The sequence below is a fragment of the Providencia sp. TYF-12 genome, from assembly GCF_041344805.1.
In the GTDB taxonomy this organism is placed as follows: domain Bacteria; phylum Pseudomonadota; class Gammaproteobacteria; order Enterobacterales; family Enterobacteriaceae; genus Providencia; species Providencia huashanensis.
Map to the genome: position 1 here is coordinate 996,083 of NZ_CP166833.1, position 24,940 is coordinate 1,021,022.

The 24,940-nt window shown below is 40.9% G+C and carries 14 protein-coding genes and 1 pseudogene; 11 read left to right on the plus strand and 4 right to left on the minus strand.

The window, feature by feature from the left end:
* The first annotated feature begins 169 nt into the window (after nucleotides 1-169).
* From ABE954_RS04330 to ABE954_RS04365, 8 genes are all read left to right on the plus strand, one after another.
* A complete protein-coding gene (locus ABE954_RS04330) occupies nucleotides 170-1,348 on the plus strand; it encodes an ion channel (RefSeq protein WP_042846838.1) in 1,179 nt (392 codons plus the stop codon).
* 29 nt (nucleotides 1,349-1,377) lie between these two features.
* Entirely contained in the window at nucleotides 1,378-2,010 is a 633-nt protein-coding gene (gene ccmA / locus ABE954_RS04335) for a cytochrome c biogenesis heme-transporting ATPase CcmA (RefSeq protein WP_042846837.1), read from the plus strand.
* Nucleotides 1,995-2,660, plus strand: coding sequence for a heme exporter protein CcmB (gene ccmB, locus ABE954_RS04340; RefSeq protein WP_042846836.1), 666 nt, complete (start codon nucleotides 1,995-1,997; stop codon nucleotides 2,658-2,660). Before ccmA ends, ccmB begins: the two co-directional genes overlap by 16 nt.
* 453 nt (nucleotides 2,661-3,113) lie before the next feature.
* The gene (locus ABE954_RS04345; protein WP_042846835.1) at nucleotides 3,114-4,823 is read left to right on the plus strand and encodes a ShlB/FhaC/HecB family hemolysin secretion/activation protein; all 1,710 of its coding nucleotides are present in this window, start codon (nucleotides 3,114-3,116) and stop codon (nucleotides 4,821-4,823) included.
* An 11-nt stretch (nucleotides 4,824-4,834) separates the two neighbouring features.
* Nucleotides 4,835-16,213, plus strand: a complete 11,379-nt coding sequence (locus ABE954_RS04350) for a hemagglutinin repeat-containing protein (RefSeq protein WP_371025737.1) — start codon at nucleotides 4,835-4,837, stop codon at nucleotides 16,211-16,213.
* Nucleotides 16,210-16,434 (plus strand): hypothetical protein, encoded by a 225-nt coding sequence (locus ABE954_RS04355; RefSeq protein WP_042848792.1) that lies wholly within the window; start codon nucleotides 16,210-16,212, stop codon nucleotides 16,432-16,434. The genes ABE954_RS04350 and ABE954_RS04355 overlap by 4 nt, the downstream gene beginning before the upstream one ends.
* 447 nt (nucleotides 16,435-16,881) lie before the next feature.
* Nucleotides 16,882-17,628: a polymorphic toxin type 24 domain-containing protein gene (locus ABE954_RS04360; RefSeq protein WP_042848791.1), complete on the plus strand. Its 747-nt coding sequence runs from the start codon at nucleotides 16,882-16,884 to the stop codon at nucleotides 17,626-17,628.
* 88 nt (nucleotides 17,629-17,716) lie between these two features.
* The gene (locus tag ABE954_RS04365; protein WP_042848790.1) at nucleotides 17,717-17,941 is read left to right on the plus strand and encodes a hypothetical protein; all 225 of its coding nucleotides are present in this window, start codon (nucleotides 17,717-17,719) and stop codon (nucleotides 17,939-17,941) included.
* On the opposite strand, the gene ABE954_RS04370 is transcribed toward ABE954_RS04365, so the two are convergent.
* Nucleotides 17,934-18,809, minus strand: coding sequence for a leucine-rich repeat domain-containing protein (locus tag ABE954_RS04370; RefSeq protein WP_166687306.1), 876 nt, complete (start codon nucleotides 18,807-18,809; stop codon nucleotides 17,934-17,936). The genes ABE954_RS04365 and ABE954_RS04370 overlap by 8 nt on opposite strands.
* A 128-nt stretch (nucleotides 18,810-18,937) precedes the next feature.
* On the opposite strand from ABE954_RS04370, the gene ABE954_RS04375 reads away from it, so the two are divergent.
* The 3 genes and pseudogenes from ABE954_RS04375 (at nucleotide 18,938) to ABE954_RS04385 (ending at nucleotide 21,355) form a co-directional block, all read left to right on the plus strand.
* Nucleotides 18,938-19,282 (plus strand): co-chaperone YbbN, encoded by a 345-nt coding sequence (locus tag ABE954_RS04375; RefSeq protein WP_166687307.1) that lies wholly within the window; start codon nucleotides 18,938-18,940, stop codon nucleotides 19,280-19,282.
* A 56-nt stretch (nucleotides 19,283-19,338) separates the two neighbouring features.
* Nucleotides 19,339-20,132, plus strand: a pseudogene (locus ABE954_RS04380) (sulfite exporter TauE/SafE family protein).
* Nucleotides 20,133-20,347: 215 nt separating this feature from the next.
* Nucleotides 20,348-21,355, plus strand: a complete 1,008-nt coding sequence (locus tag ABE954_RS04385; RefSeq protein ID WP_048608281.1) for a LacI family DNA-binding transcriptional regulator — start codon at nucleotides 20,348-20,350, stop codon at nucleotides 21,353-21,355.
* 64 nt (nucleotides 21,356-21,419) lie between these two features.
* Here ABE954_RS04385 and ABE954_RS04390 read toward each other — a convergent pair whose 3' ends face one another.
* From ABE954_RS04390 to ABE954_RS04400, 3 genes are all read right to left on the minus strand, one after another.
* Nucleotides 21,420-22,397 (minus strand): ABC transporter permease, encoded by a 978-nt coding sequence (locus tag ABE954_RS04390; protein ID WP_370661210.1) that lies wholly within the window; start codon nucleotides 22,395-22,397, stop codon nucleotides 21,420-21,422.
* Nucleotides 22,398-22,401: 4 nt separating this feature from the next.
* Complete coding sequence (locus ABE954_RS04395; RefSeq protein WP_042848784.1) at nucleotides 22,402-23,886, minus strand: sugar ABC transporter ATP-binding protein; 1,485 nt, start codon at nucleotides 23,884-23,886, stop codon at nucleotides 22,402-22,404.
* A gap of 157 nt (nucleotides 23,887-24,043) precedes the next feature.
* Complete coding sequence (locus ABE954_RS04400) at nucleotides 24,044-24,904, minus strand: ABC transporter substrate-binding protein (RefSeq protein WP_370661211.1); 861 nt, start codon at nucleotides 24,902-24,904, stop codon at nucleotides 24,044-24,046.
* Nucleotides 24,905-24,940: the final 36 nt, after the last annotated feature.

Consider the following 24,940-nt stretch of genomic DNA (forward strand, 5'->3'; position numbering starts at 1 on the left):
CAAATAAGGTGACATTCAATTATAGACGATGTTTTATAGGTTATTATAGAAATACTATGATGACGGATAATTATGTGTTATCGCATTTAGCGAATTGATATTATCCTTTGATATATTTATGGTATATCAAAAATTTGCAAATTTTATCAATAAAGGGTGAGAGCAACTCATGTTAGACAACTCATTTGTGGCTTTTCTGAAATCATCCTTATCAATCAGGGTATTACTTTCTTTACTGATTATTATTGATGGTGCAATGATTTTAAAACCTGTTTTAAGCGCTTATACAGACTACATTGATTGGCGTGAATCAGGGCTAACACAGTGGTTAAAATCATTAGGCTTTATGAAATTACTGGATATCCCGCGTTTCCTATTGGGGATTTCATTGATTTTCCTTTCGTTATTTATGGTCAATGGTGCGCGGATCGCCTGGGTGTTTTCGTTGTTTTTACTCGGGATCATTTCATTTGTTGATCTAAAATTAGTGCAAGAAAATATTCACCAAGGCTATTTCTCCCTCGCTTTGTTAGTGGCACTTTGCGTATTTTGGAAGCTATATCATCACCATAGCTTAACCAGTGCAGGGTTCGTGGCCATTACCTGTATTATTGCATTATTGCTCTATTCAATTTTTGGTACTTTGTATATTGGTGATGAATTTTTACCTGTCGTTAAAGATGGCACGACCGCTTTTTATTTTGCTTTGGTTTGTATGACAACAGTCGGTTTCGGCGACATTGTCCCAGTCACCGTGGATGCACGGATATTTACAGTGACAGTCATTCTTTTAGGGATCACGATTTTTACCACTTCAGTGGTTTATATCGTTGGGGTATTAGCGAAAGGCACAAAAGAAATTGTGCGTAAGAGGTTTTCTTATATGAAAAATCATTATGTGGTGATTGGCAGTACCCCAATGGCTGTGAATGTTTACCAAAGCCTGAAAAAACGTGAATTACCTGTTGCAGTTATTTGCCAAGAAAACCATCGAAGTCACTATCCAGAAAAAGATAACATTGTAACTGGGGACCCAACGAGTAGTGAATTACTCGCTGCAGCCAATGTAAAGCATGCTAAGTGTGTGCTGATTATGACAGACAGTGATTCACTCAGTACATTTGCTTTATTGGGCGTGAAAGAGTTAGCAGGGAGTGATAACCCAGTTAAAACTGTGGTTTTGATCAACCAAGAAAACAATATGGATAAAGTTCGTTTATTGAAGCCGGATATGCTGTTTTCATTATCGACTCTAGGCTCTGAAGTTTTGATGCAAGTGCTTTGCGGTGACGCAATATCCAATGACTCGATTAGTGATATGCTGTTGAATAAAGTTGCAAAAAGCTAACCTCTAAATCAAAACAGGAATTCTGCTTCATGCTAAGTGCTCAACAGGTGAGTTGCCATCGGCAAAATAGAGTGTTATTTCACCAGCTAGATTTTACGGTGCAGCCCAGTGAAATTTTACAGGTCGAAGGGCCAAATGGGGCGGGGAAAACCACCCTTTTACGCATGGTGGCTGGGCTATTAAAACCTGATGAGGGGGCTATTTGTTGGAATAATCAGCCGATTGATAAACTTAAAGAGGAGTTTACCCGTCACCTACTTTATTTAGGGCATAAACCGGCAGTTAAATCCTTATTGACCCCTTACGAAAACCTAAAGTTTTATCATCAAATGCATCATAAAGGGGATGCTGGAGAGCAGATTTGGTCTGCTTTAGAGGAAGTTTCTTTAATTGGTTATGAAGATATCCCTGTTAGCCAACTGTCAGCAGGGCAACAGCGCCGAGTGAACTTAGCTAGGTTATGGCTAAGTGATGCACCATTATGGGTATTAGATGAGCCGTTTACTGCGATTGATGTAGCTGGTGTGGAACGCTTAACAGAGCGTTTTCATCAACATGCAAAACAGGGGGGCATCATTTTATTTACCTCTCATCAAGCCATGTCGGGGCAATTTGGGTCACTAAAACTGACTGGTGGGGTTGAATCATGTTTTGGTTATTAATTAATAGAGAACTCAAAATTGCATTTCGTGGTTTTTCTGAACTGATGAACCCGTTGTGGTTTTTCTTAATTGTTATCACATTATTTCCGCTAAGTATCGGGCCTGAGCCCCAGTTATTAGCGCGTATCTCCGTAGGGGTGTTTTGGGTGGCTGCAATTTTATCGTCACTCTTATCATTAGAACGCTTATTCAAAGACGACTATCTTGATGGTTCCCTTGAACAGTTGTTACTCGCACCACACCCCTTATTTATTAGCGTATTCGCTAAAGTTATCGCCCATTGGTTAGTGACTGGTCTGCCGTTGATCCTGTTATCTCCCATTGCCGCATTAATGCTGTCTTTCAGTGCTGATACACTTTTAGTGCTTGTGGGGACGTTACTATTAGGGACACCAGTGCTGAGTTTTATTGGGGCGATTGGGGCCGCATTAACGGTTTCATTGAAGAAGGGCGGTGTTTTAGTGAGCCTGCTAGTTCTTCCTTTATATATCCCAGTACTTATTTATGCGACAGGGACGATGGAAGCCCATAGTTTTAAAATGCCATTAGATGGCTATTTTGCTATTTTAGCGGCTTTATTCGCTGCGAGTATCACTTTTTCCCCTTTAGCGATTGCTGCGGCATTAAAAATCAATATCAGTAATAGCTAACTGGTTTATCTCATCTATATTCATCAAAAAGCCCTCTGAAACCTTCGTCTTTTTAGTTCGAGGGGAGAAAAGAGGGTTTTAAAAACTCGAATAAGTTTTTTCCTCCTTCCTGATAAAAAAGTGTAACAAACTATTTTAAATGTAATTAATTAGATTCTCTTTACCCTCTAATTGAGTGTACCTTGCAACTATTTGATTCTAATTTACTTAAATTTTCATTCTAAGTGCATTTACTTGGGGTTAACTAAGCCGAAAATTTATATTGAGTACAACTATCATGGATATTGTATTTGCTATCCATTTGATAAATTTATCTTTGTAAGAAAATTCTGTATTTACATTTTAATTAAATAATTAACATTAAATAATAAACATTAGGATTGTCATTTAAACAAAAAAATGTAAAGTTACGTATATTGACTTAACTTAAATGTAAATAATTAAAAAAAGCTAATGATTAATGTACGTACCTTACTACTCGGAACTCTTTTTTCTACCTTTTGTTTTCCTGTTTTAGCAAAAGAACAGTTATTGAAGCCGGATAACACCGATAACTTATTCAATCGTCAAACGCATCAACAACAAACTTTACAACAACAGTTTGATGCGAAATCCCCTGATGTAAATTTATCCGCGGCTATAGCAAAAACACGGTTAAAATTTCCGCAAGAGAATCCCTGTTTCTTAATTGAACGAGTTGCTGTCAGTGGGCAAGAGGCATTTCCCCATTGGGTGCCTATTGAAAGGCTAGCGAATCAGGCAGTGGGTCACTGTATTGGTATTGATGGCATTAATTTATTAGTGACAGATGTCCAAAATAGATTAATTAGCCATGGCTGGATCACCAGTCGCGTATTGGTTCCCGAACAAGATTTATCGACTGGCGTTCTCCAGTTGGTTGTGATGCCCGGAAAAGTGCAAAAAGTCATATTTACGGATGACTCATCACAATACAGTACGCTGTATACCGCGATGCCAGCGCATTCAGGTAATTTATTAGATTTGCGTGATATCGAGCAAGGTTTAGAAAATCTACAACGTTTACCTACTGTGCAAGCCTCAATGGAAATGGTGCCGGGGGATGGCCCAGGGGAAACCCAAATCGTAATTAATCGGCAGCAGTCACGCTATTGGCATGCAGGTGCGTGGGTGGACAATACAGGCTCAAAAAGTACCGGTAAAAACCAAGCAGGGGTGATGTTGGCACTGGATAACCCGACTTCGCTTAGTGACCTTTTCTACATTACGGCAACGCGGGATTTAAGTTTTTCCAGCGATAAAGATACTGCCAACTACAGCGCTCATTATTCGGTACCCTTTGGGTATTGGCAATTTGCCACTACCGCAAGTGATTATGAATACACCCAAACCATCGCTGGTGCAAACAGTGATATTGAATATCGCGGTAAAAGCAAAAGCCTGAACCTGCAACTGAGTAATGTGCTGTACCGTGATGCGACGGCTAAAACGACCGCCACCTATGATGTGAATTTGCGTGAAACCCGTAACTTTGTACAAAACACCGAAATTGAAAACCAAAAGCGCCGCACTACCGCATGGAAATTGGGCTTAAATCACCGCCAATATGTGGGGCAATCAACTATTAATTTAGGGGCAAGTTATCAACACGGTACGCGTTGGTTTGGTGCGATGCCTGCTTTTGAAGAGTTTCGCAGTAAAGACTCCCAAGATTATGCGACGGCACTGGCCATTATTATGCAGTTTTCAGCCTCAGCGAGCGTGCCTTTCAGCGTAGCTGACCAAACCTTGCGTTTTGATACGCAATATTTACGCCAACGGAGTGACCGGCCGCTGACCCCCCAAGACCAGTTCAGTATTGGTAACCGTTGGACAGTCCGTGGGTTTGATGGCGAACGTACTCTCAGTGCGGATGAAGGCTGGACGCTACGTAACACCTTATCATGGGCATTACCTGTCCCCGCTCAAGAGCTATATGTGGGCGTCGATTATGGCAAAATTAGCGGGCGTGGAACTGACATTAATTTAGGTACACACCTTGCAGGCGGCGCGATTGGCCTACGTGGTGCAATCAACCCTGCCAACTTAAGCTATGACCTTTCAATTGGCACCCCATTCTCTAAACCCGATGGTTTTAAAACAGACCCTGCTACATTTGCGTTTTCGGTTAACTGGAATTATTAAGGACTCTCAGGATGAACAAGTTATTTTATCGCTTAATTTTTAATACTGCCCGCCAAATGGTGATGGTGGTGGCGGATATTACGCGCAGTCATCGTGCGGGCCCTGCCTGTTCAAGTGAAAACCGTGTTGAGAAAACCGCAAATAACCGCGTACGTTGGTCAATCAAGCCGATTGTCACTTCCCTATGGCTAACATTGGGAATGGTGAGCTTTAGCGCTTCTTCGTCAACGATTGTTGCGGATGGTAAAGCGCCGGGTAACCAGCAACCCACTGTCGTGAATACACAAAATGGTTTGCCACAAGTCAACATTCAAGCGCCAAATCGCGATGGTGTATCTCGTAACCAATACAGCCAATTCGATGTTGATCATAAAGGGGCGATCCTCAACAACAGTAGTACCAACGTCAATACGCAACTCGGTGGCATGATCCAAGGCAATGATTGGCTCGCCAAAGGGGAAGCTAAGATCATCCTTAATGAGGTGAATAGCCGCGACCCTAGCCAGCTCAATGGCTTTATTGAAGTTGCAGGGAAAAAAGCCGATGTGATCATCGCCAACCCAGCAGGGATCACCTGTAATGGTTGTGGTTTTATTAATGCGGACAAGGCGTTACTTTCTGCCGGTAAAACATTGATTGAAAATGGCAAAATTAAGGGCTTTGACGTTGATAAAGGCAGTATCAATATTGTCGGTAAAGGCTATAACGGCAATGGGACTAACTACACAGCGTTGATCGCTCGCTCAGTGAATATTAATGCCAAATTACATGCGAAAGATTTAGCGATTACGACAGGAAAAAATACTGTTGCGGCGGATGGGAAAACCATTCTTAAAACGGATAACTCCTCTATTGATGATAAGCCTGAATTTGCTCTAGATGTGGCTGCATTAGGGGGGATGTATGCCAATACCATCAAAATGCGTGGTACAGAACATGGTGTTGGGGTACGAAATGCAGGGCATATTGGTGCAGAAGCCGGGGATATTACACTTTCTGCTGATGGTAAAGTGGGTAACTCTGGGGTGATCACCGCCAGTCACAATATTGCAATAAATAGCCAGAAAGCTATCAATAACACAGGCACCGTACTGGCGCAAAATGATATCCAACTTAAGGCGAAACAGGTAATAACCAACACCGATAAAGGCCAAATCGTCGCAGGGCGCGATGCAACGCTAAGTGCTGAGCAAATCAATAGTGACCGTACCGCATTATTAGCCGCGGGGGTCGATAGTAAAGGTAAGCTTACATCAGCGGGTTCATTAACGGTTAAAGGCGAGAAAGAAATAGCATTACAAGGGGATATTGTTGCTAAAGACTCATTAACAGTAACAGGCAGCGGGGTAGATCTATCCCATTCCAATACCCAAGCCAAAAATATCGCGCTGACGTCTACCGCAACGGATATTCGCACCCAAGAAGCGCATTTACTGGCAACGAACAACGCGACATTGACTGCTAAACGCGGCATTGATAACCAAAAAGGGGAGATTGTTGCTCACCAACTCACTTTATCTGCTCCCGAGTTTATCGACAACCAACAGGGTAAGCTCGTTCAAAAAGGAAATTCAAAAAATACCTTACATACTAAGGTATTAGGTAATCAACAAGGTGAGGTCAATCTAGCGGGAGAGACTTCCGTTATCACGCAACAGCTGAATAACCAATCGGGTCAGTTATTAAGCCGTGATGGCAAAATGGATATTCAAAGCCAAAGCCTGAACAACCAGCAAGGCACGTTGTTAGCCTCTGGTAAGCAAGGGCTAACTATCAAAGCGGATTCACTAGATGGGCAAAAAGGGGAGATCCTCACCAATGGTGCATTGAATTTAACTGCACAATCAGTGAATTTAAATAACGCCACCACCCAAGCAGAGCAAATCACGTTACAAGCGAATACATTATCTCACCGTCAAGGCAATATGTTGCAGACGGGGAGTAAAGCCATGGGGCTTAATGTGACTAATGAGCTTGATAATTACCAAGGAAGTATCACATCCAAAGGTGATTTACGCTTACAGGCAGAAAAAGTCGACAATACAGACGGTAAATTACTAACGGGGGCGAACCATCGCTTAGATGTTACGTCTGCAAAGGTGTTTGATAACACCCGTGGTGTTGTCCAAACCGATAAGTATTTGATGATCAAAGCGGATAAACTGATTAACCAACAAGGTAAAATCAGCAGTTTATCGGGTGCAGCTTTATTGACAGCAAATAGTTTAGACGGTGCACAAGGCACTATTTTTGCGAAAAACACATTAGGCATCGAAAGCGCTGATATCAACTTAAACCAAGGTTTAACCCAAGCGGATCAAATTTCTATTTTAGCCAATAACTTCATCCATCAGAGCGCAACCTTATTGCAAACAGGGGAAGGAAAAACCAAGCTGCATATTCAAAATCAATTTGATAACCAGAAAGGGGAAATCTCCAGTAATGGTCAAGTTGATATTGTGGCAAACGAGTTGAATAACCAAGAGGGGAAAATCATTGCCGCCAAACAGGGGCAATTGACACTGAGTATTCAACAGGCGCTGAATAATACGCAAGGAATATTATTAGGTAATCAGGGGGTTCAGCTCGCAGTAGAGCATTTAATTAACCAATCGGGCAAAGTTATTGCCAGTTTTGGTGATAATCATCTGGCGTTAAAACAACTGGATGGTGAGAAAGGGGAAATCCTTTCGAAAGGTAAACTCGCCTTAACAGGAGATAACCTGAACCTCAATGATGCAGTGACACAAGCCGATAATATCCAAATTGATGGGCAAAGCCTTTCCCATCAACGTGGCCAAATGCTACAAACAGGTAGTGAAAAAGGGGAAATTAAACTAGCTCAACACCTTGATAACCAATCAGGAAATATTAGTAGCCAAGGCACATTAAGCTTGGATGTGGCTAAGCTTTCTAACCAGCAAGGTGTGGTAGTGGCATCAAAAGTAGGGGCTTTGATCTTAAATGCAAAGCAGGGCATAGATAACACCCAAGGGACATTGTTTGCCGAGCAAAATTTTATGCTCAACACGCTCTCGTTCACGAATACCGATGGGAAAGTGATTAGTAAACAAGGCAATATGTCGGTTTCGACTGAAAACCTGCAAGGCCAACGTGGGGAGATGGTTGCACAAGGTGACTTATCACTTAATGGTAAAGACATTGACCTAAGTGCAGCGACTACGCAAGCACAACACATCCAATTGACAGCGAATAATTTAACGCATCAACAAGGGACGATGACCCAACTGGGTGAGCAGCAAGGTACTATTAACCTATCCCAACATCTTGATAATAACACAGGGGATATCAGTGGTAATGGTTCTTGGCTGATCAAAGCCAATACCCTTGATAATCAACAAGGTCACATATTCAGCGCAAAAATGGGTAAGTTAGACTTACAAATTCAGCATGCTCTGGATAACACAGGTGGAACGCTAACAGGCCGCCAAGGCGTGTTTATGGAAGCCCAATCGTTGATCAACCGTACGGGAAAAGTGATCGCCAGTATGGGGAATGTGACATTAAACAGCCAGTCACTGGATGGCGATAAAGGCGAAATACTGGCCGCAAATACGTTGAATATTCAAACGGGTGCTGTTTCACTGAATCAGGCTATCACTCAGGCCGAACAAATCTTAATAACGGCAAATACCCTTGACCACCAAGGTGGGAAATTATTGCAAACTGGCGATACAGCAGGGGAAATTACGTTACAAGGTTATTTGAACAATCAAGCGGGTGAAATAGGGAGTAACGGTAATTTTACTCTACAAGCTGATTCTTTGAATAACAACGATGGGCAAATTATTACCGCGAAGAACGGTGAGCTCACTATTAATTTGCTGAGTGAGTTATTGAACCAACATGGGGCTATTGTTGGTGAAAATAACCTGAATATTAGCGCAGATAGCGTTGATAACCGAGAAGGTAAACTGGTTGCTCGTCATGGTAATGCAAAACTGAACATTACTAATAATATCAATAACCAAGCTGGGTTAATTGCCGCAGAACGCCTTTTACAGATGCGCAATCAGGCGCTGCAAAACCAGTTGGGCTACCTACAAGCCAATGCTATCAATATTAATACCCATAACCAGCGGTTTGATAATACACAGGGCTCACTGTTAGCTCAGCAAACACTGGTATTAAATAGCGGCCAACTAGACAACCAGCAAGGCTCAATTCAATCAGGCAGTGAGATGCTGATTGATACCCATGGTGAGCAACTGATTAATACCCAAAGCGGTGATGACAAAGGGATTTATGCGCAAGGTGGTTTAACCCTAACTACCGGTGAGCTCAATAATGAGCAGGGCCGTATTGTGGCAAAAAATGCACTGACATTGAACAGCCAAGGGGTTAATAACCAGCAAGGTTTGGTGGGAAGTCAGTCCGAGCTGACAATGAATATCCAACAATTGGATAACAGCGAAGGGGTGATCAAAGGGCAATCCATTAATATTGATACCCAAGGACAGCGTTTAACTAACCTAGCTAAAACAGATGAACAGGGGATTTTTGCTAGCCAAAATTTAGCATTAACCATTGGAGAGTTAATTAACCGCCAAGGGAAAATTCAAGCTAGTCAAATTTCACTCAATAGCCAGAAAAAGCGTGTTGATAATAGCGAAGGTGAAATTCTTGCCGCCAATGATTTAACGGCGAATACGGGAGCGCTGGATAATCAACAAGGCCGACTGCAAGCAGGCCATCAGCTGACTCTGAATTCCCATGGTGAAGTGGTGAATAATAGCCACACGCAAAAAAATGGTGGCATATTAAGTGGTGGAGGCTTATCCATTGACAGTGGCAAGCTTCTTAACCAGCAAGGACAAATTCAAAGTTCGGAAGCGGCATCGCTCACCACCACAGGTATTGAAAACCAGAATGGCCAAATTTTTGCGGGTCAGTCAATGGATATCAATACCCAGCAACAGGTGCTATTAAACCAACAGGGCACATTAGCGAGTAATGGCAAGCTCGAACTGAATACAGGGGATTTAACTAATACCCAAGGTACTGTTCAAGGAAAACTTGGACTTACCGTGAATGCTGAGCAGATTGATAATCAAAAAGGGTTATTACTGAGCCAATCGGCGTTAAACGTGACAGGAAAGAACCTAGATAATACTCAAGGGGTTGTTCAGTCACAGGGAAATGCAACGCTGGATATTCATCAACGGATTGAAAACCAGCAAGGGCAGCTTTTGTCTGGTCAAAACTTGAACGTGAATACGCAACAGCTCAATAATGCGAGTGGTGTTATTCAAGGCCTCAATAATGTTGAATTGGCAGTAAAACAGCAAATTGAAAACCAACAAGGCTGGATCAAGGCTAATGAAAACCTCGATATTTCAGCTCAATCTATTGATAACAAAAATACAGCTAAAACAGGTAAAGGTTTGGAAGGGCAGAATATCACCCTGAAAACCACGACATTAGATAACCAAAGCGGTGCACTCCGTGCAGGGCAAGCCATTGAAGCGAATGTGGCACAAAGCTTGAATAATATTCAAGGGATGCTCTCAGCGGGAACTCAGTTGAATGTAACTGATAATGCCCAAGGTAAAGCCTTAGTATTATCGAACCAACAAGGGGTGATGGTTAGTAATGGCTCAGCCGCTATTTCTGCGGACCAATTAACGGGCGAAGGCAAGGTGATTGCACAAAAAGCATTATCACTGACACTTAACCAGTTATTTGAAAATACAGGGCGCATTCAAGCTGGCGAGAACTTAACCGCGAATTTTGCACAAGGCTTTACCAATAAAGGGTTATTTTCTAGCCTTGGCGAACTGGCGTTAACCACTACGGCCGTTATCAACCAACTTTCCGGCGAGATCAGTGGGCAAAATACCCGAATTAAAGCCAGCGGTCAGGTGATTAATACTGGGCTTATAGACGGTGTATTAACACACATTGTTGCGAATTCTTTAGATAATCTAGGCACAGGGCGTATTTACGGAGATTTCCTAGCAATAGCGGTCAATTCCCTCTTGAATGATAAGCAAGGGGATAAAGCGGCCGTTATTGCAGGGCGTAAAGAGGTTAACCTTGCGGTTTCTGAGCTATTAAACCGTGACCATGGTTTGATTTACAGTGACGGTGATTTAGTTATCGGTAAGCAATTAAATGACCAACTACAAGCCACTGGTCATGCCAAAAGTGTGAAAAACCACAGTGCAAATATTGAAGCGTCAGGCAACCTCACACTGAAAACTGATTTACTTGAAAACAAAGATATTCATTTGCAACTGACTGACGATGCAGTGGAGGTCAGTCGTGAGCACTTTGATTGGTATGATGCGGGTAATGGTAACCGTTATAAGTTGCAACCAAGAAATGGTAATCAAACTCGTTATGCGATTAATGAAGATGGCACGCTCAATAAAGAAGTGGGTATTCATTATGAAAAATCCAATCGCTGGCGGATGTTTGAATACGGAAACTGGACAAAATATTTTTATGAATATGATTACGACCGTATTATTTATGAAACACAAGTTATCAAACGCGATGCAGCACTGATCACCAGTGGTAAGCATTTGACGATTGATGGGCAGCAACTGAACAATGAAAATTCACGTGTTGTGGCAGGGCAAAACCTGATCTTAACAGGCTACGAACTAAACAACGAAGAAGCGCAAGGTGTTCGTCGTATTTTTGAGGATGGAAACACGATTTATCGCTATAAAGGCGGTAAAAAATGGAAAACGCGTACTAGCACGTCAAAATACCAAGGGGTTAATAGCGAAGAAGATTTAGCATTACATTTATTAGAAGTCACCGAAAATGCGGGTGGTATCAATAAAACTCAGCTCGATTCAGTGAAAGTGAATAAACTTGACGGGCAAGCGGAGGGGGTTTCTGCTGCAAGCCTACAAGATAACCAAGGTTCAGCTATCACTGAACAAACGCTAAAAGAGGGTAAAAATACGCCATTAGACTTGTTACCAGGTCAACAAATGGAAGTGACGCAATTACCGTCGATTTCAGCCAAAGTGGATGTCAAAGATGACAAATCAGTTGACTCATCATTGCAAGTCGAAAATGCCAATGTGGGTAACGGCACTGACATTCAAGGGCAAAATGACGCAGGTAAAGGGGAAAACATCACAGCAGAGACTGGCTCTCAAGGTAAAGATAACCTCGATACAGTGATCAGAACCGTTGGACCAAATACCCAATTACCCGACAACAGTCTATTTAATCTAACACCTAACAGTGATAGCCAATTCCTGATTGAAACAGACCCACGCTTCACTAACTATAAAAAATGGTTGTCGAGTATTGATATTGTCACGAATGAACAACTGCATAAGCGGTTAGGTGATGGTTACTATGAGCAGCGTTTAGTGCGTGACCAACTGATTGAAACTACTGGGCAGCGTTTACTGGGTAACTACAGTAGTGACGAGGAACAGTATCGTGCACTGTTAACCAATGGTGTGGCATTCGGTAACCAATTTAACCTGACACCGGGTATCGCCTTAACGCCAGAACAGATGGCGAATTTAACCACAGATATTGTGTGGATGGTGAATAAGGAAGTCACGTTGCCGGATGGACGTGTTGAACTAGTGAGTGTCCCGCAGGTGTACGTTCGTGCTCGCCAAGGGGATCTAAACGGCAATGGAGCATTACTGGCGGGGCGCAATGTTTCTGCGAATATGACTGGCAATATCCTTAATAGCGGCGAAATTAGTAGCCGTGAATTGACGGACTTACGTGCTGAAAATATCGAAAATAGCGGCCGCATCCAAGGCAAAGACATACAGCTTGATGCCCTAAAAGATATTAAAAATGTTGGTGGGGAAATCCGTGGTTTAGACAATGTTTCGTTATCAGCGGGGCGCGATATTCTCAGTGAAACGGCGCAGCGTGGGGATGGCAAATCACAATGGCTCGATCGTCCTGCCAGTATCTATGTCACGGGTGATAATGGTCAGCTTACCTTAAAAGCGGTGCAAGATATAAACCTAATCGCGACAGATATCGGCAACTTAGGGGTTGATGGCAAAACATCGATAATTGCAGGGCGTGATATTAGTTTAGAAACTCGCGATGTTAGCTCGGCATTTGATTACACCCATAATTCAAGCAATTACTATCGTGGCGCTAACAGCACAGAGGTTGGCACACAAATCCAAACTCAAGGGGATTTAACCTTATCTGCGGGGCAAGACCTGTCTGCCCGTGCAGCAAACGTGAGTAGCGGTGGGGAGTTAGCGATCAATGTTGGGCGTGACATCAATATTACTTCCGGTATTGAAACAAGTGATTATGCGAAACACACCAAACACAAGGATAAAGGCTTCTTATCAAGTACCACCAAAGAAACCCATGATGAGGTGAATGAGCGCACAGCCATCAGTAGTATATTCAGTGGCGATAGTGTGAAAATGACGGCAGGGAATGACGTGAATATCGAGGGGAGTAATATACTCGGAACTAACGATGTTACCGTCAATGCTGGCAATCAATTGAATGTAACCACTTCTGACGAAGCACTGCATGAAACTCATGTGTCGAAAACCAAAAAATCAGGGTTAATGAGCAGTGGCGGTTTAGGTTTCACGGTTGGTTCAACTTCACAAAAAGTGACTACCGAAACCGATAGCAACCAGAAAAAAGGCAGTGTGATTGGCAGTACGGCGGGAGATGTAAACTTAACCGCTGGTGGCAGTGCAAATATTCACGGCAGTGATGTGATTGCGGCGAAAGATATCAATGTAACGGGCAGTGATGTGAGTATCACCGCGGCTGAAAATAGCCGTACGGATATCACCACGGTGGAAAGTAAATCCAGTGGGTTGACGGTATCGTTAGGCGGTACAGCGGGTAGCCTGTTAGATGGTATGGCGCAGACTGCAAAATCAGCGAAACAAGAAGATGATGGTCAGTTAGCTGCACTTAAAGGAATGAAAGCGGGCTTACAGGGTGTACAAGCTCAGCAAGCCGGTGAGTTGGCTGGACTGAAAGAAGGTGGTAGTGTGGCAGATGCCTTTGGCGTCAATGTGTCTTATGGCAGTAGTTCTTCAAAATCCACCACGAAAACACAGCAAAATACCGCATCAGGTAGCAGCTTAAGTGCTGGGGACAATGTCAACCTTACAGCCACAGGTAAAAAAGAGGGTAGCCAAGGCAACCTGACGGTACAAGGCAGCCAAGTGGATGCAGGTAAAAACATAACCTTAACTGCGAAAAATGATATTAACCTGACCAGTGCCACCAACACTCAAACCGTGAATGGTAAGAACGAAAGTAAAGGCAGTTCAATCGGTGCAGGTATTAGTACGGGCGGTTGGAATGTTAATGCGAGCGTGAATAAAGGCAATGGTTTTGAGAAAGGCAATAGCCAGTTCTATACCGATACAGAGGTTAATGCGGGTAAACAACTGACGCTGAACAGTGGCAAAGACACCACGCTAACCGGTGCGCAAGTGAGCGGTGAAAGCGTTAAAGCCAATGTGGGTGGGGATTTGACCCTATCTAGCCAACAAGCGACGGACAAATATGACTCGAAGCAACAAAGTGGCAGTGTATCTGGCAGTATTGGGTCAGGGTTGAATACCACAGCTTCCGTGAATGCCAATAAAACCGAAATGCACAGCGATTATCAATCGGTAGATAAGCAAACGGGTATCAATGCAGGCAAAGGCGGTTTTGATATTACGGTGGGTGAGCATACACAACTTGATGGTGCGGTCATAAGCAGTACGGCAGAGGCGGATAAAAACACATTGGATACAGGTACTCTGGGCTTTGGTGATATTAAAAACAAAGCGGAGTACAAGGTGGATAGCCAAAGTGGTGGTTTCAGTACAGGAGGCACACCATTTGAAGACCAGTTAATGGGGAATGCAGCGGGTTCACTGCTGACCAATGTGAATAACAAAGGGAAAGACAGCAATACCACGCATGCTGCGGTATCGGAGGGTAACATTGTTATTCGCGATAAAGACAATCAGAAACAAGATGTCAGCGAATTAAGCCGAGATACAGACAATGCTCATGAAAAACTCAATACGATTTTTGATAAAGAGAAAGAGCAAAAGCGGATAGAGAAAACGCAGTTAGTGGGTGAGTTAGGTAAGCAGATTACTGATATAGCGGTGACGAATGAAAGGATAGAAGCCACTAAGAACGAAAGGAAAAACTTTGATAAAACGCCAATGACAGACGATGAGCGTAAGAAAGCCATTGCTTCTATCAAAGATCCGAACTTAAAAGGGGATGAAACGGCCATTCGGAACGCGGTATTAAATGATCGTATAGAGAAAGCGGTTCAAGGGTCAGAATGGGGCGTTGGTGGTGATAATCGCCGTATCGTGGAGTCAGGGACGGCGTTAATCCAAGGCTTGGTGAGTGGTGATGTGAATAAAGCGGTGGCGAATGCGAGTGCACCGTATATCGCCAATCAGATAGCCAAGAATATTGGAGAGGAAAATAAAGCAGGGCGTTTAGCGGCCCATGGTATTGCGAATGTTGCATTAGCGCTGGCAAAAGGTGAAAATGCAGGGGCACAATCGCTGGGAGCCATGACGGGTGAAGCGATGGGGATGCTGTCGGTAGAACTGTACGGTAAAACGGTCGGTGAGCTGACGGAAGACGAAAAAGCGACAGTGAGCGCCTTTGCGAGTTTGGCTGCGGGAATAGCCGGCGGATTAGTGGGTGGCGATACATCGAGCGCAGGCAATGCCGCCGAGGCAGGGAAGACCACGGTTGAGAATAACTTATTCGGTGGAAATGAAATAACACATACCCAATATGTTCAAGAGCACGGAAAAGATGTGATGTCGTGCGCTGATAATCCTGCTTCAGAATCTTGTCGTCGCGGTATGGCGATGAACAGAGCTTATGCAAAAGTGTTAGCAGCAGGCGGTTTAGTCTATTTGCCGGGTGGAATGCAGATGACAGCGGTTATAGGTGGAACCTCGAATGCAGGTATTCAGTACATATTGACTGGTAATATCAATCCAGATGACGTACTTATTGCTTCCTATGTCGGTGGGTTTACAGCTAACACAGGTTTAGTTGGAACGGTGGGAATCAATGGATTAGGTGGCGCAACATCAAGTGTACTGAAAGATGAGGATCCATTAGAAGGTGGGCTGACATCAGGGCTTAGTTCCGGGGTTGGCTATGGAGCAGGCAAGTTAATTAAGCTAGGTACTAATAAGTGGGGATATTGGGTCTCCGATGGTTTTGATCCTAAATATAATCCGAAGTTACAAGGTGGCGCAAATAAAGGGCAATTAGGCTTATCAAAAGATCTATCACCTGCCGAATTACCTGGGGTCGCTGGTAATATTACTAGTTCTGTCGTTACTGAAAATACTAATAGTAAAATCAATGATAAGCTAAAAGAAGGCAATGAAAAATGAAATTGAAATTTTTATTTGTCTTCTTGCTGCTATTAATCGCTGGTGTATTTGTTGCTAGTATTATTTCTATCGCTGTAATTAATTTTATACTCACCATAATTAAAGGAACTGACTTTAGCCTAGACTCAGCTGAAATATGGGGAATAATGAAGATGAGCATTGTTGGTGGAAGCATAGGAGCTATAGGTATTTGGCTGTCTAGTTTTTTAAAGAAAAAATAGTTAAATAAAACCCTATTGTTTTTATAAAAAAAACCAGCGCCACACTGGGATCTATTTTATCTACCTCACTCCTCAGCCAATCGGATAATCAACTGTCCGGCTTGGCGAGTGAGGGTGTAGTGGTTAACCGTCTAAAATACCATACAATTCAATAAATTACCTATAGCAATCAGTTGCGGGCTGGGGTTGGCTTTACCACTATTCGGTAAGTAACCTACTGAATATTGACTAGTTTTGACCACTTATTTTTGAGCTATCTGTGTTTTTATTCCTACCTAAATCAGCGACAGAGCTATAAAACGCACGTCGGGAAAATCGTCTCTGATGGTAAAAATGCACTGGAGAAGTCGGCTTTTAACTGACTGAGTTATGTTTTTATCTGGCTAAATCGCAATGGAATGAGTTGTTGTTGAGAATAACTATCTGAGCTCTCAAAATGTCATTGATATGGTGAGAGAACTTGAAGAAGCGGATAGAACCGGCGCAGATAAAAAAGGCATTTATGCTAAATACGGCAAAATCAGTGAGTACAACAGAGATAAAACTGTTGCTGAAGTTAAAAATGGGGATTCGTTTGATGCTATCGGTGCGTGGTCTGATTTAAATGGCGGTATTGATGTTGCTGACGGTCTGAAATGGGCTGCCCTTGTTGATGATTTGAGTAGTGAAGATCGTGCTCAACTTGTTAATTTTGTGAAAGCGGAAAATGCACAAAGTGCCCAAGCGATTTATGATTCATTATCGATAACGGCTAAAGGAGCATTGCTCGCCAAAGAAGCGGGTGAAAATATTGGAATTGGTGGCGCAGTGCCGGGCGCGGGAATATCGGTTGCTGGGATTAAGGGAAGTGGTAATAAAGGTGGAAAACAAAAAGATTCAGAAAATAGCTCTCAGCCACCACAAAATACAGGTAATAATCACCAGAGACCACCTCGAAACGCGACTAGCCTTGCAGGTGGTCCTTTAGAAAGGGCTCAACAAGTAAGTGGAAGGTTCCAAATTGAAAATGGACCTAAAAACGGTACTGTTTATCGAGCTGATAACCAAGGGAATATTACAAGCTATGCGACCTATGACTCTAACGGTATGATTTTGAAACGAGTTGACGTTACTGGAGCGGCTCACGGAGGTGTAGCTACTCCCCGTCATGCCAATCATCGGTATGCTCTTCTCTTAGGCGCTCGCCAAATCTAAAAAATAACCAATCATATCTTGCCCTTTGCCCTTTGGGCTTTTAGCTATTTACATGATTTTTGAGTCCATCGTGTAAAACATGAGAGCAATGGGCACTATCAAAGTGGTGGGTTCGCTGCTGACCAATGTGAATAACAAAGGGAAAGACAGCAATACCACGCATGCTGCGGTATCGGAAGGTGAGATAATCCTTCGTGACAAGGCTAATCAGAAGCAAGATATACCTCTACTCAGATGGCAAAATTTATTAAAACATCATAAATATACACAATGGTTATCTTTGCAAACTCATAATATGAACAAGCTTATATAAAAACAGTACAACCTCGGCTTCTTAGTATTTTTACAATCGCAGGTTCTATACTAAAATTATTCCATCGTAAGTCTAGCTTCATTAGTTTTGGTATATTTACTAGGCTATCGGGTAAATTACTAAGCTGATTAGCACGTAAATCTAGATATTGAAGTGACTCAATTTCCCCAATAGAGCTCGGTAGTGAATATAGTTTATTAAACCTTAAATTAAGAGTGTGAAGATGTTTAAGACTTGATATCTTTGAAGATATGTTATCAATTTTATTATTATTTAAGTCGAGTATTCTTATTGCAGCTAAACCTAAAATATCATCGGGTATATGAGTTACTGAATTATTCATTAAATAAACCTCATGGACACCTGATAGCTGCGTGATCGAGTTTGTTAAATCTATAATTTGATTGTTATATAATCTTAATTCTTTCAAATTTGTTAACTTAGAAAATTGGTCAGGAAGTTTTTTTAATTGGTTATCAGTGGCATTAAAATATAACAAGTCGTGTAGGTTTGATAATGATTCAGGAAGCTTTTTAATACCATTATCGCTTAAATAAAGAAATTGTAGCTTATTTAGGTTACCAATTTCGGTAATGACCTCATTAATGCTATTATGCCCTAAATCTAGCATCTCAAGATAACAAAGGCTTGCTATGTCAGTAGGGATTGATTTAAGTTCATTACAAGATAAGTTAAGGACTTTTAATGATTTACATTGGGTTATTAATGATGGGAACTCCGCTAACTTATTGTTATATGCACTAATAACACTATAGGAAAATGGCGATGAAATTAATGAATCAATTTCTAGATGGTGACCTGAATCTAAATTTAACGCTAAACTAGAATCTGAATGTTGGTGTAACATAGGTTTCTCCCTATGATGAGTAAGTGAGTTACCCTTAAATTTCAGGTAATGCTCAAAGTCAGTAATAGTATAAAACAACCACGATATTCTAATTAAACAAAATAATACATAACAAAAGGTAGGAAATAATGTCTAATATCTTGTTATTAGATAGCGACAATTTTTCACGTATGCTTTATCAGCCTGAACAACAACCTGGGCAGTGCGTTATTGTTTATTTTTCGGCTTCTTGGTGTGTACCATGTAAGAACATGCAACCTATTTTCCAACAAGTCGCGAACCACATTGATGATAAAAAAATAGTTTTTGGGGTTGTCGATATTGCACAATCACCAACTTTAGCACCTAAGTACGGGATAAAAACTGTACCCACTATCGCAATTTTTCAGAACACTCGGTTAGTTCACACGATTGCAGGAGAGGTACCCTTAAATAATGTATTAATGGTATTGAAGCAGGTGCTCGATAGTTAGTAATATTCGATTTTTTGCGTTAAGTTAACTCTAACTACTCATACAAGACATTCACAATGTTAATACTTATTTTAGAAGGTGTATTAATCGGTTGCTTACTTGGTTTAACTGGGGCCGGTGGCGGGATTCTTGCTGTCCCCGCCCTGATGGTAAGCCAGAACTGGAGTGTAGCTTTAGCCGCTCCAGTTGGTCTTTTGGCTGTGACACTCGCTGCTTTGGTTGGTGCAATTCAAGGGCTTATAAATAAAACTATTCGATATAAAGCTGCTATTTGGATTGCGTTATTAAGCATACCTACGGCTAAATATGGTATCTATCTTTCCCATATTATCTCTCCGGTTTGGTTAACGCTCACTTTCAGCATGGTTATGTTTTATGTGGCTTATCGAGGTTTTTTGGGCGAACCAAGTGAGTTAACGCATTCAGTTTGCCAAATTAATCAAGAAACAGGAAAGTTTATTTGGAATATGAAAACTGCTGCTGTACTTGGTGGTATTGGTATAATTTCTGGGTTATTGACAGGGTTGCTCGGGGTGGGGGGGGTTTTGTGATAGTCCCAGCACTACGGAAGTTTACCAATTTAAATATGAAGAGTATTATCGCAACATCATTACTGGTGATTTTTTGTATTGGTAGTATTAGTATTTTTATTAATGTATTAAATGGATTCCCCTATCCAAAAGAAATTAGCTCTATTTTTATTGTCTCTTGTATTATTGGTTTATTAATAGGGAGGTTAATAATTAATTATCTTTCAGCTAAAATGATTAAAACGATATTTTCAATATTGGTCATTATTGTTGCATTAGTCTTGTTTATTTCATCATTAAGTGAGTTGAATTTCATTTGATTTATTAAGGGATTAATAGGTAATCGATTAATCTATGTGGTATGCCACTATTTTTGATAAACCGTAGTTTAACCTATCATAATGGCATAAAATCGATTTATCTTCATCCGCAAATAGGTATAATGAATAATCGCATTTTTTCTGCCCTGATAAAGATTGATATGAACTAATATTATATTCATCGGGGTGGTCATTAAAGGTTAACTAATATAATTATGGCAAAGCAAGATAGCTCAACAACGATAATAGATATAGCTAAGCGTGCTAATGTAACGGATATTACAGTCTCAAGGGCATTTAACCATCCAGAAATGGTAAAGAAAGAAACTCGAGATAAAATATTGGCAATAGCTCAAGAGCTAAATTATGTTCCTAACCTTTTCGCTCGGAATTTGAAGAATAAAAATAGCCGCATAATTGGTGTGGTTACTGATAGCACATTTAACCCATTTTATGTTGTATTAATTCAAACAGTTTCTCGTTTAGCGAAAGAAAAAGGCTATCAGGTGATGATCTTTGACTCGGATAGCGATGAAAAAGCAGAGAAAACGGCTATTGAGACCTTAGTTAGCTATAAGGCTAGTGGGATTCTGCTATCTCCTGTTCGCGATGATAAAGGCTATCAACCAAGTTACCTTTCTTTAATTGACCAGCACAATGTACCTTTAGTTTTTGTAGACCGTGCAATTTATGGCTATGAAAATAAATACTCGGGTTTATTTTTGAAAAACTTTGAAATTGGGGCATTAACAGGTAAGTTTTTGAGTCAGCAAGATTGTGATAATACGTTAATTGTTTCTGGTCCTAAAGACTCAGAAATTAGTTTATCGCGTTTATCAGGAATATATGAGGCCTTTCCAAATAGGGGGAACATTCATGTATTATACAGTAGCTATATGTTTAATAAAAATGATGAAGCTTATTTAAGGGAAAAGGTTCAAGAACTATACACACCTAATATGTATATTGTGGGGCTTAATGGTATTATCACAGCAGGTATGTATAAAATTATTTTAGAATTAGGCTTGTCTTGCCGTTATTTTTCAGTCGATTTACCGCCATATGCTGATACTTATCACCTGTCTATTTCAGGTGTTCATCATGACTCTGTTTACCTTGGTGAGTTAACTACAGATTTATTATTTTCTGAAATAGAGCGTGAAACAAATAAAAATCACCAAACAAAGCAAATATTTGTAGATGGTAAACTGGTTGTTTACTAATTAAAGCGGCCTCGTTTAGAGGCCCTTTAATTTTTTTATTATATTATTTTAATAAAAGTTTAGCTTAGCGTTTCATTGAGCTAATTAATGTTGCTCCCCAGATAATTAAGCCTTTTACAATATATTGTACATAAGGGGAAATACCGAGTAAATTTAAGCCATTATTGAGAACACCTAATATCATTGCTCCAATTAAGGTTCCGATAATCATTCCTCGGCCACCAGCTATGGATGCACCACCAAGCACAACGGCGGCAATAGCATCTAATTCAAAGCCTACACCTGCATTAGGTTGGCCACTCATAACACGGGAAGTAAAAATAAGGCCAGCGAATGCCGCGGTAAAACCACTAATCACATAAACTAACATTTTATAGCGTTCGACACGGATACCACTAAGACGAGCGGCTTCTTCATTACCTCCGATAGCATAAATATAGCGACCAAATGAAACGTGGTTTAAAACAACATAAAAAATTAAGTACAGCCCCAGCATTAATAAAATAGGAACTTGTATCCCCATTAATTCTTCACGTCCCCAAAAAGCAAATTCTTGGGGGAGCCCTGAAACAGGATAGCCACCGGTATAAATTAATGCTAAGCCTTTGGCGATTATCATGGCACCAAGTGTGACAATGATAGGTGGCATTTTACCGTAAGCGGCTAATATTCCATTAATAAAACCGAATGCAATACCTGATAATAGGCCAAGAGCGATTGCGGCATAGGGGTCCATGCCATAATATTTCATTAAACCCGCCATTAAAGTTCCAGAAAGAGCCATAACAGCACCGACTGACAGGTCAATCCCCCCGGTCAAAATAGCAAATGTCATACCAATAGCAATAATGGCATTAATTGAAACCTGACGAGCAATCGTTGAAAGATTATTTACCGTTAAGAAATGCTCATTAAAAATGGACATACATGTAAATAAAAGAATTAAACCAACGAGTGGTAAAAATGCAGGTATTTTTGTTAGCTTAGAAAAACTAAATTTATTTTTAGTTAATGGAATAGCACTTTGATTAGACATAGTCATTATCCTATATAATATTGCCGGCTGCATGTACCATGATCTGAGTTGAGTTTATATCGTCCCCATTTAACTCAGCGGCAATTTCACCATCTCGAAAAACTAAAACTCGGTCACTAACACCGATAACTTCTGGCAACTCTGATGAAATCATAATGATAGAAATCCCTTTTTCAGTCAGAGAGCGCATTAACTGATAGATTTCTGATTTCGCACCAACATCAATTCCTCGAGTAGGCTCATCGAAAATAAGAATTTTAGCTTGCTTATTTAGCCAGCGAGCAATAACAACTTTTTGCTGATTACCACCACTTAAAGTGGAAACGGCAGTGTGAGGCTCTGGTGTTTTAACTTTTACTTGAGAAATTAATTCAATAGATAAAGTGAGTTCTTTTTTATTTTGGATTAAAAATAATTTTTGAGCGTGGTTATTTAACCAAATATTCTCTTTTACAGAGAAAGGCAAAACAAGTCCTTGAGTTTTTCGACTTTCAGGTAATAAACCAATTCCTAATTGTAAAGCCGTCGCAGCTGATTTAATTTTGACTTCTTTACCTTCTAAAATAACTTTTTTCTTATAGGATTTATCAGCACCAATCATGGCAAGAATGGTTTCGGTACGGCCTGAGCCGACTAAACCAGCTAACCCTAATATCTCCCCTTTTTTTAACTGAATATGGTTTACAGGGCTATTAGCAAAACGCTGGACCTCAGCATCTAAAATGACCTCTTGTTGATCAAATTGGCGCTTATGAGGGTAAATATTTTCTACTTCACGACCGACCATCATTTCGATAATCACATCTAAATCGGTATCATCGACTTTACGCGAACCGATGTATTGACCATCGCGTAATACGCTGATAGTGTCACAGATCTCATAAATTTCTTCTAAATGGTGAGAAATAAAAAACATCCCAACCCCTTTAGCTTTTAAATCACGCATCACATCAAATAAATGATTGGCTTCATTTGGTGTTAATGTCGCTGTAGGCTCATCTAATACGAGGATTTTTGCATCTAAAGAAAGTGCTTTTGCAATTTCGACAAATTGTTGTTCTGCGATACTTAAATGGCTAATAGGTTCATCAATATTAATATTCACACCTAGCTCAGCTAATATCTCCTGAGACTTTTTACGCATTGATTTTCTATCTAATAAACCAAGTTTATTCTTTAACTCTCTATTTAAAAAAATATTTTCAAAAGCATTTAAATAAGGAATTAGTGAAAACTCTTGGAAAATAATACCCACACCCGCTTTAATGGCGTCTCTGTAGTTATGAAACGTATGTTCCTTACCTTCAATCAGAATTTGCCCGCTATCAGGTTTATGTATTCCACATAAAACTTTCATTAGCGTTGATTTGCCTGCGCCATTTTCACCTAATAATGCGTGAACCTCTCCTTTTTCCAAAGAGAGATTGATATTATCTAACGCCTTAACCCCAGGGAAAGTTTTGCTGACATCTTTTAATGCTAATAATTGCATCATATTGCTTCCCTATATTTTCTTCACCGCTTAAAAATGGGTAACAAAGTCATTTGGAAGATAAATATTCCAATATGCATTTTATTATTAATTGTTATTGGAGATGTATTGCACCTATACATAGGATATGGGTGCAATACATTATTTATAAAACGAACGATTACCAGTGGAAATCTTTAGCGTTAGTTTTGTCGATTAACTTAACATCAATAGGGACTTCTTTCGGTACGTTAGCGCCCCAATATTTTGCTAGCCCCATTGCTAAGCCAATGCGGACTTGGTCACGCGGGAACTGCGCAGAAGTTGCGATAAACGGAGAGTTACCTTTTGCAATTTCAGCAACAGCTTCAGGTGAACCATCAACACTGACCAATTTCACATCACGACCAGAGGATTCAATTGCGGCTAATGCACCTAAAGAACCGACATCATTAACACTGAAGATCCCGTTTAGTGTAGGGTTAGCTTGTAGCATGTTTTCTGTGACATTCATTGCAGTATCACGCTCTTGCTTACCGTTCAATTTAGTCACAATCTTGATATTTGGATATTCTTTCATGGCGGCTTCGAAACCGCGAACACGTTCTAGAATTGGGACTACTGGAATACCATCTAAAATAGCGACTTCACCTTTACCACCAAGTGCTTCACCTAGGCGTTTACCTGCCATTAAGCCCGCATCGTAGTTTTTAGAACCTACAAAAGAGTCTATTGGCCCATTTGCTTGCGCATCAATAGCGATGACAACGACGCCGGCTTTCTTCGCTGCAAGTACTGCAGTTTCAGCACCGACACTATCGGCTGGGTTGATTAGCAAAATATCGATTTTTTTCTGTAACATATCTTCGATATCGCTGGTTTGTTTTGAGACATCATGAGCGGCGTCAGAAATATATAATTGTGCACCCATATCGCCTGTTGCGCTCTCTAAGGCTTCTTTCATGGTGACAAAATACTCGTTATTTAGCTCTTGAAACGACATGCCAACGGAAACTGGTTTAGCCGTAGCGTTAAACGCCATACCTAAGGTTAGTACACTTGCAGCTACAGCTAACTT

Coding starts and splice junctions, on each gene's coding strand:
- ABE954_RS04365 (WP_042848790.1), top strand. CDS start 17,717: ATGGGCACTATCAAAGTGGTGGGTTCGCTGCTGACCAATGTGAATAAC.
- ABE954_RS04370 (WP_166687306.1), bottom strand. CDS start 18,809: ATGTTACACCAACATTCAGATTCTAGTTTAGCGTTAAATTTAGATTCA.
- ABE954_RS04330 (WP_042846838.1), top strand. CDS start 170: ATGTTAGACAACTCATTTGTGGCTTTTCTGAAATCATCCTTATCAATC.
- ABE954_RS04350 (WP_371025737.1), top strand. CDS start 4,835: ATGAACAAGTTATTTTATCGCTTAATTTTTAATACTGCCCGCCAAATG.
- ABE954_RS04375 (WP_166687307.1), top strand. CDS start 18,938: ATGTCTAATATCTTGTTATTAGATAGCGACAATTTTTCACGTATGCTT.
- ccmA (WP_042846837.1), top strand. CDS start 1,378: ATGCTAAGTGCTCAACAGGTGAGTTGCCATCGGCAAAATAGAGTGTTA.
- ABE954_RS04345 (WP_042846835.1), top strand. CDS start 3,114: ATGATTAATGTACGTACCTTACTACTCGGAACTCTTTTTTCTACCTTT.
- ABE954_RS04385 (WP_048608281.1), top strand. CDS start 20,348: ATGGCAAAGCAAGATAGCTCAACAACGATAATAGATATAGCTAAGCGT.
- ABE954_RS04390 (WP_370661210.1), bottom strand. CDS start 22,397: ATGACTATGTCTAATCAAAGTGCTATTCCATTAACTAAAAATAAATTT.
- ABE954_RS04395 (WP_042848784.1), bottom strand. CDS start 23,886: ATGATGCAATTATTAGCATTAAAAGATGTCAGCAAAACTTTCCCTGGG.
- ABE954_RS04400 (WP_370661211.1), bottom strand. CDS start 24,904: ATGGCGTTTAACGCTACGGCTAAACCAGTTTCCGTTGGCATGTCGTTT.
- ABE954_RS04355 (WP_042848792.1), top strand. CDS start 16,210: ATGAAATTGAAATTTTTATTTGTCTTCTTGCTGCTATTAATCGCTGGT.
- ccmB (WP_042846836.1), top strand. CDS start 1,995: ATGTTTTGGTTATTAATTAATAGAGAACTCAAAATTGCATTTCGTGGT.
- ABE954_RS04360 (WP_042848791.1), top strand. CDS start 16,882: ATGGTGAGAGAACTTGAAGAAGCGGATAGAACCGGCGCAGATAAAAAA.